The 13,149-nt window shown below is 39.2% G+C and carries 9 protein-coding genes; 3 read left to right on the top strand and 6 right to left on the bottom strand.

What is annotated here, in order from left to right; translation table 11 throughout:
- Position 1 precedes the first annotated feature (1 nt).
- Positions 2–454, top strand: coding sequence for a HEAT repeat domain-containing protein (locus ACTHPG_RS18260; RefSeq protein ID WP_440390899.1), 453 nt, complete (start codon positions 2–4; stop codon positions 452–454).
- Positions 455–613: 159 nt separating this feature from the next.
- Here the strand turns inward: ACTHPG_RS18260 and ACTHPG_RS18255 are convergent, their stop codons facing one another.
- Together ACTHPG_RS18255 and ACTHPG_RS18250 are read right to left on the bottom strand one after the other, a co-directional pair.
- Positions 614–2,104, bottom strand: a complete 1,491-nt coding sequence (locus ACTHPG_RS18255; protein ID WP_440390898.1) for an aldehyde dehydrogenase family protein — start codon at positions 2,102–2,104, stop codon at positions 614–616.
- Positions 2,105–2,123: 19 nt separating this feature from the next.
- On the bottom strand, positions 2,124–3,218 hold the full coding sequence (locus tag ACTHPG_RS18250; protein ID WP_440390897.1) for a 5-methyltetrahydropteroyltriglutamate--homocysteine S-methyltransferase: 1,095 nt from the start codon (positions 3,216–3,218) through the stop codon (positions 2,124–2,126).
- A 275-nt stretch (positions 3,219–3,493) separates the two neighbouring features.
- Here ACTHPG_RS18250 and ACTHPG_RS18245 point away from each other — a divergent pair, with 275 nt between their 5' ends.
- Positions 3,494–5,518, top strand: a complete 2,025-nt coding sequence (locus tag ACTHPG_RS18245) for a right-handed parallel beta-helix repeat-containing protein (RefSeq protein WP_440390896.1) — start codon at positions 3,494–3,496, stop codon at positions 5,516–5,518.
- A gap of 427 nt (positions 5,519–5,945) precedes the next feature.
- Here ACTHPG_RS18245 and ACTHPG_RS18240 read toward each other — a convergent pair whose 3' ends face one another.
- Positions 5,946–8,126, bottom strand: a complete 2,181-nt coding sequence (locus ACTHPG_RS18240; RefSeq protein WP_440390895.1) for an AIPR family protein — start codon at positions 8,124–8,126, stop codon at positions 5,946–5,948.
- 27 nt (positions 8,127–8,153) lie between these two features.
- Positions 8,154–8,756 (bottom strand): hypothetical protein, encoded by a 603-nt coding sequence (locus ACTHPG_RS18235; RefSeq protein ID WP_440390894.1) that lies wholly within the window; start codon positions 8,754–8,756, stop codon positions 8,154–8,156.
- Between the two features lie 128 nt (positions 8,757–8,884).
- Between ACTHPG_RS18235 and ACTHPG_RS18230 the strand changes: the two genes are divergently transcribed.
- Positions 8,885–10,102: a DNA-methyltransferase gene (locus ACTHPG_RS18230; RefSeq protein ID WP_440390893.1), complete on the top strand. Its 1,218-nt coding sequence runs from the start codon at positions 8,885–8,887 to the stop codon at positions 10,100–10,102.
- Positions 10,103–10,137: 35 nt separating this feature from the next.
- Here the strand turns inward: ACTHPG_RS18230 and ACTHPG_RS18225 are convergent, their stop codons facing one another.
- Together ACTHPG_RS18225 and ACTHPG_RS18220 are read right to left on the bottom strand one after the other, a co-directional pair.
- Complete coding sequence (locus ACTHPG_RS18225; protein ID WP_440390892.1) at positions 10,138–12,390, bottom strand: hypothetical protein; 2,253 nt, start codon at positions 12,388–12,390, stop codon at positions 10,138–10,140.
- Positions 12,377–12,904, bottom strand: coding sequence for a hypothetical protein (locus tag ACTHPG_RS18220; protein WP_440390891.1), 528 nt, complete (start codon positions 12,902–12,904; stop codon positions 12,377–12,379). Before ACTHPG_RS18220 ends, ACTHPG_RS18225 begins: the two co-directional genes overlap by 14 nt.
- Positions 12,905–13,149: the final 245 nt, after the last annotated feature.

Raw genomic sequence — 13,149 nt, 5'->3', positions numbered from 1 at the left:
TTTGACGAACAACCATGATATTGGAGCAGTTAACGAACTACCGGAGAACCTTGAAGAGCTCAAACGAGCGGCTAATCGGACGTCAAGCTGGAGAGACAGACTGAATGCGGTGAACGAATTGGGGAACTGGAATACAGAACCTACCATTAAGTTGCTGCAGCATGTTTTGAAAAATGATCAAGTGTTCCAGGTGCGTGAAGCCGCATATCTCAAGCTGAAACAGTTGGATGAAGATGTACAAATGCCTGCCAAAAACAAAGGTGAGCTGTTTAAAGGGACTAACAAAATTTTGCTGCGGATCAAAAAAAGCCTTCCTGAAGGTCATACATTTGAGGAATTTAAGGAAAAACTGCAAAAGACACGTCTGGATCTCTATGATACCTACGAGGGCGACAAAGATGCTGAGTTTGACTCCTGGCTCCATGGAATTTGGGAGACACTAGGTAGAAGATAACCGTCGTTCACCGTGTAAGAGCTGAATACAAAGCCACTCCAAAAATGGAGTGGCTTCTTTATTTCCTATGATCTGACAAAAAACGCCCCGTCTACTGATTCTTAAAAATCAGTAAACAAAGCGCAAAGTTAGAATTTTTTTGAACAACTTCTATACGATTTATTCTGGGATATAAGGAAGATCCAATGTCTTCGGAACGTTGATGACATGTTTTTCGGTATACGTGCGTATACCTTCCGCGCCGTATTCACGGCCAATACCCGATTGCTTGAAGCCACCGAAAGGGAACCGAACGTCGAGCCCCTGCACAGCAGCGGTATTGATCATCGTCGTTCCAGCTTCGAGTTGACGTGCGACGGAGATGGCATCCTCTTCTTTGCCCCACACAGAACTCGTCAATCCATATATGCTCTCATTGTGTAGATGAATTACCTGCTCTTCATCGTCAAATGGCAGAATCGGAACCGTAGGGCCAAACTGTTCCTCCACCACAATCGGATCATGAACATCGCAATTCAAAACAAGCGTAGGTTGTAAGAAGTAACCTTGGTCAAACAGCTTCTGATCCAGAATTTGACCGAGAGGGATGACCTTAGCCCCTCGCTTTTGCGCATCTTCAACCAAACCAAGCACGTAATCTTTTTGCTTCAGGTTATTAACCGGGCCTACCGTCGTATTTGAATCAAAGGGATCACCAATTCGAATCCAGCGATTTGCCGCTTCTATATATTTTTCCACAAACTCATCATAAATAGAACGGTGTACATACACACGTTTGGCGATCATACAGATCTGGCCTGCTGTCAAGAAATTAGAAATGACAATCCGTCGCATGGCTCGCTCATCATGAACATCAAAGCTTTCCAAGAAGATCGCCGCATCATTGCCACCAAGCTCAAGCGTCATATCCTTAATCGTTTCCGAAGCTGCTTTGATAATATGCTTAGCTGTTGCGGTCCCACCTGTAAAGGCGATCTTCGTAACATGGGGATTCGTGGTCAGTTCAACGCCCACATCCGCATCACCATGAACAACATTGATTACACCAGCCGGGAACTCACTCGCAATAATCTCTGCCACCTTCGCTGCCGCCAGCGGTGCATACGGACTCGGTTTAAGCACAATGGTGTTTCCCGCAAGTAAGGCAGGAGCGATCTTAATCGTAGATAAAGCAATGGGATAGTTCCATGGACTAATCGCCGCTACCACACCAATGGGATCATAGGAAAGAATCGTTTTATCATTCTCATGCGTTTTGATCTCTTCCTGTAGAGCCGATGTAACTTCATTACAAGCAAACTCCATCCACATTAACGAAACATAAATTTCACCGTGTGCATCATACAAGGGCTTGCCATGCTCTCTGGACAGCAAATGTACAATTTCATTCTCAGCTGCTCTAATCTTCTCGATCGCCTTGCGCATCATCATAATGCGTTCATCAATGGAAGTCTGCTTCCAGGTTTTAAATGCCACTGCCGCCGCTTCAATCGCATCAATTGCTTGTTCTCTCGTTGTGACAGGGAAATAGCCTACGATCTCGGATGGGTTGGTCGGGTTCTCTTTAGCTAACTGCGAAAGGGATTTTACATGTTGACCATTAATGAATGCTTCAACGATAACTGTCTCTTGGTCTGCTTGAATTGTCATTTTACATCCCCTCCGTTATTTAGTTGGATTCATTCCAAACTTCTTCTGCAATTTCCTTCACATAACGAAGTTTACGCCATTGTTGTTCTTCCGTTAAAATATTGCCTTCTTCCGTAGAAGAAAAGCCGCATTGTGGGCTCAAACAAAGTTGCTCTAGAGGAACATAAGTTGCCGCCTCTGCAATCCGGGCTTTAATCTGTTCCTTATCCTCTAACTCGCCTGTTTTCGATGTGAGTAAACCAAGCACGATTTTCAAATCTGTTCGATTCACATATTGTAATGGCTCAAAACCACCTGAGCGCTCATCATCAAATTCCAGGAATAATCCATCTACGTTTAAGCCTCCAAAAATAACTTCAGAAGCGTACTCGTAACCACCCGTTGAGAAATAGTTCGATTTATAGTTACCGCGACAAATATGCATCGTCACAACTAAATCTGTCGGTTTATGAGCCAAAGTTTCGTTAATCATTCGCTGCATCGTTTTCAACTCTTCCGCCGGTTCCAGACCTTTGGCACGCAGCTTATCGTGGCCAGCTTCTGAGAATAGGTCTGCCCAAGCGGTATCATCTAATCGCAGGTATCGACATCCCGCATCATAGAAAGCCTGAATGGCTTTTTGATACGCCGCAATTGTATCCTGAAGGAATTGCTCCCGGTCCGTATAGATATTGGCGCCATTTTCCAACCGATATAGAAGCATGTTGGGACTTGGAATAGTCTGTTTCGCCACTGCGTCACCTGCATGCTTTTTCACAAATTTGAAGTCTTCAACAAAGGGATGACTCGAAAAATCTACTTTACCAACAACACGAATTCCACCCTTTCGAGTCTGCATGTTATGGAACTGAGGCCCATCAATTTCCTCATACAGCTCTACACCATCCAAGCCGCCCAGAAAATCAAAATGCCACCAGCTTCTGCGGAATTCACCATCCGTAACGGCAGATACACCATTCTCCTTCTGCTTTTCAATAATTCGAATAATCTCTTGATCTTCCACAGCTCTTAATTCTTCATATGTGATGTTGCCTGATTTATATTGTTCACGTGCCTGAGTTAAATCTGCAGGACGTAGAAAGCTACCTACATGATCATTACGAAAAGGTATCATAGTTATTTCTCCTTCTAACTTTTTGGTTCACTGAGTATAGCATGATTGGAAAGATAGCATGTTATATGAAAAATGCATGGCTGGTTATAGCTTTTAATAATAGCTAAAGTGTCAAAAAGCAAAAAAAACACAACCTCATAGGGAAGTGGTTGTAGTTTACCTTATATTCAATGTCAATTCAGGCTAACATGCACCTTCCTATCTCTCCCAATATATTTATTTTCTAGTATAATAACGGGATACAACAAAGATTTTATAATAGAAGGAGAGTTGTTATGGAATATCATGTATCCAACCATGGGAATGATCAAGGAAAAGGAACAGCAGATCAACCCCTTCGTACCATATCGCGCGCTGCGGCTCATGCCATGGCTGGTGATACCGTTATTGTTCATGCAGGAGTATACAGGGAATGGGTTAACCCGGCTAATGGAGGAACAGCGGAGCATCGAATCGTATATCGATCCGCAGGAGACGGGGAAGTCGTGATTACAGGAGCTGAGCGGATTACCAACTGGAAGTCTGAAGGAGACCAGGTTTGGAGCACAGAAGTGCTCAATTCCATCTTTTCCGTCCGTAATCCCTTTGAGGTCGAGCTCAGTGGAGACTGGTTATTTGACGGACCTTTCCCAGTTCATCTCGGGGATGTCTATCTGGATGGCAAATCATTGTATGAGTGCAATAATGTTGAAAGCGTTCACAACCCTAAAATTTGGCCCGAAGCCAAATATCCTGAGGATTCACTGTTGAATTGGTATGCCGAGGTTGGTTCTACCACAACCAAAATCTGGGCTAACTTTGGTGGAAAAGATCCTCGTACGGAAAATGTAGAAATAAATGTACGTCCTTATTGCTTCTGGCCTGAGAAACCGGGACTGAACTATATCACCGTGAGTGGGTTCACACTTCGTCAAGCTTCTCCTCAATGGGCCCCGCCTACGGATTACCAGGAAGGTTTGATTGGACCTCACTGGAGCAAAGGCTGGATTATTGAAAACAATATCATCAGTGAATCCAAGTGCGTTGGTATTAGCCTGGGTACCGAAATCGGTACAGGTCACAGCAAGTCTTTGGAGAAGCATAGTAAAGGCGGTACTCAACGGGAGCAGGAGGTTATTTTACGAGCATTACGCTCCGGCTGGCATAAAGATCGCGTCGGTAGTCACATCGTTCGAGGTAATGTAATTCATGATTGTGAACAGGCAGGTATTGTGGGTCATATGGGAGCAGCCTTCAGCCGCATTTACCAGAACCGTATTTATAATATTCATCACAAACGGCTTAGACACGGTGCCGAAGTTGCGGGAATTAAACTGCATGCTTCCCTGGATACTCAAATTAGCGAGAATATCATGTATAGCTGTTACCGAGCGCTTTGGCTGGACTGGCAGGCACAGGGGACTCGCATCAGCCGTAACGTATTTTTTGATAATCTCTCGGAAGACCTCTTCGTTGAGGTGTGCCATGGTCCGTATATGGTCGATCATAATCTATTCCTCTCGCCCATGAATTTCAGAAATATGGCCCAGGGCGGCGCATTTGTCCATAATTTATTTGCAGGCCGATTCGTAGTTCGTTCCGAGATTACGCGGATTACGCCGTACCACTTCCCTCACGAGACAGCCATGGCGGGGTACTCCAATATCACGGGAGGCGATGACAGGTACTACAACAATATTTTCTTGGGTGATAACGATGAGAATAAAGAACCCGTCCCTATTACCTTCTTTGAGCATCTTCCCCTTAAACCAAGGGATGCCGTTGGAGCGGATGGGAAGACGGTCATGGATGGTGTTCCGGACAATTCCATATGTTATCTGCATGCTGTGGGATTGGGTGGTTATGATCAACATCCTGATGTAAAAGATAAAAAATGGTGGGAATACACCAAAGAGGAGCTTCTTGAACTTGGCGATGCGGCGAAGGATTTCTTTATAGGCAATGCCGTTCTTCCGGTGGCTATGGGTGGAAATGTGTATCTCAACCATGCGGTTCCAAGTACTCATGAATCCGATGCGAAGATCTATGCTCAGAAGGGCATAAACGTGGAGATTGATCCTGCGCTAGGTAAGGTGCACATTCACATCCATGAGCCCGAATTGCTTCGAGGGACTTCTGCCCTGTTAATTACCACGGACCTGCTTGGAAAGACGTATCACGCCAACATGAAGTTTGAGGAGCCGGACAGCACTCCCTATCATTTTGACTCCGACTTTTTCGAAACAAAGAGGCCCGATGCAGATGTCACACCTGGTCCGTTTGAGTTAAGTGGAAAGGGTACGATTGATTTTGAAATATAGTTTATGATTGAGGGTCCAGTCATTTTAGGTGATTGGGTCTTTTTTATATGTAAAGCCTCTACTCCGCTAATCGGGATAGAGGCTTTAATTGGTAAACGATGCTCTGTTTTCTTTCGGATATCTCTATTTTTATCAAAAGCACTCCGCTGTTACTTATGGTACGGTTCACCGTATCATTTGTAGAGCGAAAACTAAGGACATTCTTAAGAATGTCCTTAGTTTATAATTCAATTATTATATTATTTTAATTAATCCTTCTGTGCTTCACATTCATTGCATAATCCACCTCTGAATTCTCCACTCTCTTTGTATTGTCCGCATCCTGGACAAAACTCAAATCTTCCTTTTCTTATACTCATAATCCATACCGACACCTTTCATTTTAATTTCCTACTTATAGAATACTCTATATAGATATGTTATATGATTAGTTAACATACTTTTGAGCAATATAAAGTATTTTGTTAAGAGCCTCTTCATTATTGATAATGATACGACCCTTGTTATCAATATTGTTTTCTGCCCACTCTGTAAATTCTGGATATTTGAATAGTTTACTTTTATACAAAGTTCCATACACATTAAATTCAAAAGAAACAATCAGCTTTGTGTAATATGCAATCCTGAATAAAAATCTATCTGCAGCTTGAACACCATCATCCTTTAAATAAAATTGTATATTTGAATTATATGTGAAATGGTGTTTCTCTGGATTGTATATCGTAGTTACCCAATTCTCGAAAAACTCCTTAGCAAATTCATCCTCAGAATTAATTTTATTGTTAAATCTGGTCAGACCTGCACGTTCGATGCGTGTAAAAGCCTCAATTTGAGAAATGTCAAATTCAATTTTTCTCGATGATTCTTCTGCTCCATCTACACCCGATTCAATGATTCCAATACTACCTATAATAGTAAAATATAGGTTTCTCATATCACTAGGGCTTTTAAAGAAATTTGCGAGCCCTTTTTTCGTATTAACTACACTTTCAGGAATTACTGACAATATACTTTTAACCAAATTTATGAAATCCTTACCTTCTATGAGATAGTCTATACCAATATCATTTTTGTTTATGTTTCTGACCGTCAGTAAATCAAAAATAACTTTGCTGATAAGTTCATGTCCATGTAATAAGATTGCTTTATCAGTATCTCCCTCTTCGTCCATTACAGTATTAATAGCCTCATTAATAATTCTTTGGATCAAAACACAATTCCAAACATAATAACCCGTGGTGCTTTCATTAAATAATCTCTTATATCTTGCATGATTTAAATCTGAGTATACAGTTCCGATTTCTCTACTAACTAAAATTGTGGCTTCAATATCTTGAGCAAATGAAAGAGCTCTTGTCGCTTCCCGCAGACTAAAGCTATTTTCACTGGAAACTTCTTCATCTTCAGATCTCATTAGGTGGTATGTTATCCCTGATATACCAAGTACATTTTCAATTCGTTTTTGTATAGGATCAAGTACCACAAAGTCTCTATTTTCAATTCTGTTTTGTCTATTATTTTTTGATGTTACATCTGATGCAAAGTTCTCATCTTGATAATTATTTCCCTCATCGTCCACAGTCTGCATTGATACTATTCTGAATGGAACATAAACATTTTGTAGATTAGTCTTATTAGATTCTGAAGATTGTCCGTACTTTCCAATAACACCTACTGTCTGAGCCCCATTTACAATGCTTATCCCTCTGCAATCAAATATACCTAGGTCTCTTGAATTACCGAAAATAGGCTTCTTAATCACTTCTTCGCACACTAAAGTAACTCCATTGTTATAAAACCAGAATAATTCGGGTTCTGTTTCTAAGGTTTCTCTCATTTCATTATTTATATCTGTCGTCCCTAAAACTCTCCTTAAATTGTATTCGTATAAATCATTACCATAGCTCTCCCACCACTCTGCTAGCTGATCTCCTGAAATTTGCCCATAGAAAGCTTCTTTCCCTCCATGATAATGACCCCATTGCTTCAATTGAACCTCAACTTCTATGTTTCTTTTAGAAGTAGCATTACTTAAGGATGAATGTACTCTCTTCTGATTGATTATTTCTAATTCTGCTACTTCTCTTATAGTATTTAATTCTTCTAATAATTCATTAAACTCTTGTCTAGCATGAGCAGAAAGATTTGTGGCTGTATAAATAAGTACAATTTTTAGCTTTAACCTGCTTTTTCTCAATGCCTCTACAACTTCATCTTTTAGAAGATTGACCTTTTCGTTGAACTTATCGAATTTCATATTAATTAGGTCTCTTACGCCACTAACGAATTTTTTAATCTCTCCAAGATCAGGTTCTGAATCACCTTTTTCATTAAATTTAGACTGTGTCAAGCATAATTCTTCTAAATCTCTGTTGTAAAATATCACATCAATCCCGTTATCATTCGGTCCATCAACAATGTATTTTACGATCTCGCCTACTTCAACAGTCGGGTATAGTATATTAACACTATATGCCGCTAGAGCACGTGAAAGAAAATTCTTTTCGAGCTCCTCTGTCTTTCCAGACTTTGTATCACCTAAATCAATAATACCATCATAATTTTCAAATAATCGTTCTCTGATCTGCCTAACTTCAAGAAGTCCCATATAACAAATCCTCCATAACGAAATAAATTACAACAACGCTCTTCCATCGGTACCCTTGATAATTCTATATGCAGAATCATCCGTCAACCCGTGATGCTCAATTTCAATCACATAGAGATATCCTTCTTCAATATTATAGTTAGCCTTTTGCCATACATCGAAATAGGGAGCAAGTTCGCGAAAATTACCAACTCGATCTGTCAGGTACTCATACATCTCTCTTGAGGGTAGAACTAATACTCCCCCCAACAACTGATTTCTCAACATACCTGTGACCATTTTATTAATCGCTCGATGTGAAGAACTAATATTTCCTGTCTCCCATTCCATTGCAAAAAACTGGTTTCCCAAAGGATATACTGCATCAATTGGTCCCGGACGATTGCTTGTAACACCCACATCTACACGATGTTCTAATAGCCATTTATGTTCTTTCAGTTCAAACATAAAAGTTTCCTTTATAGGCTTTACTCCATTTCCCTTACGCTCATTATATAGCCTGAATTCTCCACTGCCTGCAGGATGTTGCATTCGAGCAATTGAATTCTTCACTTGATTCATTAGTCCTCTTACAGCAGCAGCATTTGAGCCTATATTTTCAATTAAAGGAACTATTTGTTTAATTATCATTGTTACTCCCCCAAGTGAGATCCGTATGTATTAATTTTACATCTGGATCTCATGATATCACCCTGTTAAATTCCTGTCAATGACACTGTTATAGATAATTGATACAATAAAATAATGGAGGGTTATACATGAATAAATTCTATTATGCAATTAACGTCAAAGACGATTTTGAACTAAAAGATTTTGCTAAGATCTCGGGGGTCAAACTTAGCAAATTAAAATACTATTCTAAAGAAATGATTTATCCTTATACAGGGGATTTAGAAAAAATTCTAGATGCTACTAATCAGTCGGAAATTCAATTCAAATTACGTCTAGGTTTTATTGATAATCAAATAAAAGAGTTTTTAGCTGACCATTCATCAGAAATCTCACAGTACTTTAAACCAGGAAAGCGTAATAAAGAAAAAGAGTTTCAACCAGTATTTCAGACTGAACAAGGAAAGCTTTTTCAAGCTGATTGTATCTCATTAATGAGAACACTTTCTAAGGAATCCGTTGATCTTATTTTTGCAGATCCACCATTCAACCTGAATAAAAATTATGAATCGGGGGTCAATGACAAACTCTCTAAAGAAGAGTATCTAAAGTGGACTGAGGATTGGGTACTAGAGTGTGTATCTTTACTTAAAGAGGGAGGCTCTCTATTTATTTGGAATTTACCAGTGTGGAATACCTACATTGCTGAAATTTTGAATAAACACCTTACACTACGACACTGGATAGCAGCTGATGTTAAATACAGTCTTCCTATTCAAAATAAATTATACCCATCTCACTATGGCCTCCTTTATTATACTAAAGGTGAGAAACCTAGTGTTTTTAATACTGAAAGAAGGCCTTTAGAAGTTTGCCGACATTGTGGTGGTGACATCCATGACTATGGCGGGTACAAAGACAAACTAAATCCAAACGGCATTAATTTAACTGATGTTTGGTACGACATATCTCCAGTAAGACACAGTAAATACAAGACAAGAACTAGTAATGAGCTACCCTTAAAGCTGTTAGAACGAGTCATATCTTTATCAACTAATGAAGGTGATACAGTTTTTGATCCATTTGGAGGTAGCGGAACAACCTATATTGTTAGCGAGATTTTAAAGCGAAAATGGGTTGGCTGTGAGATTGGACCTATTCAAACCATAAAGGATCGTTTTGATGACATTGAATTTCACATAAAGGTTTTGGAGGATATCCGGAAGTCAAAAAACATTTTATTTAGTGAAGCAACTAAAAAGATTAGAATAAAGAACAAGCACTGGCTTCCTGAAACTCTTGTCATAAAGAGCAAGGTTAAGAAACAGAGCATTTTAGAGCAGATACAACTATTCCCCGAAGATTAATTTAAGAAATAGCATCCCCAAGGGGATGCTATTTCTTAATATTTGGAAATGAAGCTACCTTGTTCTTCAATAGCTTGGCTTACTAAATTGTAAACATCTTTTATAAATTGAACCTCTTCTTGATTTTTAGCTGATATGTTGCCAACTACTGAAACCCTCTCATTAAAAAATCTACTTATTTTCTCTGATCTCTTTCTTCCACTTCCTGTACCCTTGAGGTCAAACATTCCACTCCATTCAGATCTATGGTTAATCCATAGGAGGGATCTTGTAAACTCATGAAGGGTAGAAAAAATTTCTTGTCGGAATAGGTTAATAACATCTTCCTTCTCTTCGTCACTTTTAGCTTCAATTACCCATTCAACAGGATTTCTTAAAAATCCACTTACAGAATGGGACAAAAGTTGTATTAAGTCCGATATTGGCATAAGAGTGTCATAATAGTCTTGACCAGTAAAAGCCAAGCGCTTATTAAGAGCTTTTATACGAGTCCAATGCTCAGTGGTGATTCCTGGTTTATATCTAATTCCTAATCTAGAATCCCACCTTTCATGAAATTCTTTTGCTGCATTTTGGATAGCCACAATAAGACTTATACTTTCATAACGAGCTTTCGCGTGGGGGAGCGGGGGTTGATCCGAAGAATAAATCACTTCATCTATCATCCCTGATAATTGTCTTTTTGAAATTTTATTTAAATCTTTGGGCAAGTCCCAAAAGAAAAAGGATCTTTCATTTAATATACGCTCAACGTGCCCTGCTGACACAAATCCACTATCTTCCTGTACTTTTGAAATAATTGGGCCAATAGAGGCTTTTACATGATTTACTTTGTCTATCCCTCTAGGCATGTTATCACCATTAACACCATCTAGGTGTGTAAATGCAACAATTAACTTTTTCATATATCCACTATTTAAAATAGTTTTGAGAACCGATTGTGGAGCTGCCAACATAGGCTGTTTTCCATTATCAACCAATATAATTGAATCAACGGTATCAAATAAACCTGTTATTCTAGTAGGCAAATTAACTGCTGTATCTGCTACATGACCTAGACCTTCCCCGTCTATAATTACTAAACGTGGAACTTCATCCAAATCTTTAGGTTTAAATGGTCCTTTAACCCTTATTGCATCTACAAGAGGTGTAAGCAGAGTACCCCATTGATCTACATGATTACTAGAAAAACGCCGTATTTCTCGGAGAAATTCACTTTTCTTGTCAAGTTCTATAGTCCAACTGATCCCCCATCCGTGAGGATCGGTTTGTAAATTTCCAATGGTTAACTGATGGAATCTAGATTGTACATCATCAAGAATATCATCAATTACATCATGGAAAGCTGAACTAATATCTAAGTACTCCAACACCAGCTCATTCAGCGCATCCCTATCTTCACCTTCTAACATCTTTTCATCAATGGAAAGTTGTGCAGTTACAGTTTCCTTGGCTAGTTTACTTAACTCAGAAATCTCTAGCAAATAGCCATTTAATGCATCCAACAGAGTTTCTTTTAGAGAATTTTCTATAGCTTCATCACTAAAATTATCCTCTTGCTCTTCTTCATCCCATTCATCATATTCATTTGAAGAAGCCATTTGCCTTAATGAAGAGGGATGACCAAGAACATAGTTTAATCTAAACTTTTGCTCTCGATGAATTAAGAGACTATCAACAAATTGATCATCTCGCTCCATAAAGAGTCTAGATTGAACGGCTGCCTGCACACATTCCTCGATATAGAAGCGAGCTTCAAGTCGCGGTATAAATGTAACAACAGCACTATACGCCATTTCTTCAGCACATATTACTTCTATGTCACAAATGGTAGTTCTACCTGAAGCAGTAGATGGAAATCTATCCTCCTTAGAATGGGTGCCCATGATTTGCCTCAATAGCGTTGTTTTACCTGCTCCTGTGGTACCCACCAACAGTGTTCTTGAATAACCATCTTCAACACTTGGAAAGGGTAAAAAACCTTCTCTAATCTTCTTAAGATCACTAGGAACTTCTTCCAGTTTATTATAAAAAGCAGAAACAACTCTAGAATCGAACAATAACTCGGCTCTATCTCTTGCTAAACTTGTCCAATATGTTTCATCTCTTAAGATTGTATTTAATTGCTCGACTAATTTAGTGGCTTCTACCTCATCTGATGTTCCTAATCCTTTCCTGATTCTTAATCCTATTTTTCCACGCACATCTCTCCGCATGGGATGTCTAAAAATAACAGCCCATGCTTCTCTTCCTTGACTTCTACTTAAGCTCGCCTTATAGTCCGCCATCTCTGCCCTCTCCAATTCCCTTATTATCAAATGCTAGCGCTGCTACTTGATCAAATTTACACAAGTAGTAAGTTGAAGTTAAAACAACCAAATTCAGACGAAACGTACAATCATCCGGATTAGATAACCCCGGGTGAGATCCTTCAGCATGAAGTCTTTTAAAAATCCCTTCAGAAAAATTTCTCCCGTTGTTCCCAACCTCATTCAAATTACGGGATAAAATCGGTGGAATTGTTTCTTTAAGCTTCTCCCTTTTTTCTTTTGAAGGTAAATTATCTACAGATCCACCAAAAACGAAAACCGCCATCGCATCAAATACTGATTCAAAAAATGTCCTAATTTGTGCGTTAGCCGCTGCCCAAAAACCCATATAATGACACCATAGTGCTTGTTTTAAGTGTCCTTCCGGTATGGAAAAGCTATACTTTTTAAGAAATGAAAAAAGCTGAGCGTGTTCCGGTAAATATTTCACAGGATCAAAACACTGAAAATCTCTCCATTTGTGGGGCAGCATCGCACACCTCTTTTCCCTATATTCGTTGTTCTCTGTTGTTCCACAATACAACATATTCCATTTAGAGTCAATTGTTATTTGGAACAACGATGAACAACAAACTTCAAAGTATTATAATCGGTCATTCATACAAGGTATCAACAATTTTCCGCTTATAGATTTTAAATTTGAATTATGTAAGGGAGGTTTGCATAATAAATAATAACTAGAAGCTTCTTTTCTCAGTTCTCGTGGAAAAACAATTC

The sequence above is a fragment of the Paenibacillus sp. SAF-068 genome (assembly GCF_051967555.1).
In the GTDB taxonomy this organism is placed as follows: domain Bacteria; phylum Bacillota; class Bacilli; order Paenibacillales; family Paenibacillaceae; genus Paenibacillus.
Note: the sequence above shows the minus strand (reverse complement) of the source record. Positions and strands in the feature narration are given on the sequence as shown.

Excerpts from the sequence above, each read along its gene's own strand:
- ACTHPG_RS18220 (WP_440390891.1), bottom strand. The coding sequence starts at position 12,904 with ATGCTGCCCCACAAATGGAGAGATTTTCAGTGTTTTGATCCTGTGAAA.
- ACTHPG_RS18230 (WP_440390893.1), top strand. The coding sequence starts at position 8,885 with ATGAATAAATTCTATTATGCAATTAACGTCAAAGACGATTTTGAACTA.
- ACTHPG_RS18240 (WP_440390895.1), bottom strand. The coding sequence starts at position 8,126 with ATGGGACTTCTTGAAGTTAGGCAGATCAGAGAACGATTATTTGAAAAT.
- ACTHPG_RS18255 (WP_440390898.1), bottom strand. The coding sequence starts at position 2,104 with ATGACAATTCAAGCAGACCAAGAGACAGTTATCGTTGAAGCATTCATT.
- ACTHPG_RS18250 (WP_440390897.1), bottom strand. The coding sequence starts at position 3,218 with ATGATACCTTTTCGTAATGATCATGTAGGTAGCTTTCTACGTCCTGCA.
- ACTHPG_RS18235 (WP_440390894.1), bottom strand. The coding sequence starts at position 8,756 with ATGATAATTAAACAAATAGTTCCTTTAATTGAAAATATAGGCTCAAAT.
- ACTHPG_RS18245 (WP_440390896.1), top strand. The coding sequence starts at position 3,494 with ATGGAATATCATGTATCCAACCATGGGAATGATCAAGGAAAAGGAACA.
- ACTHPG_RS18225 (WP_440390892.1), bottom strand. The coding sequence starts at position 12,390 with ATGGCGGACTATAAGGCGAGCTTAAGTAGAAGTCAAGGAAGAGAAGCA.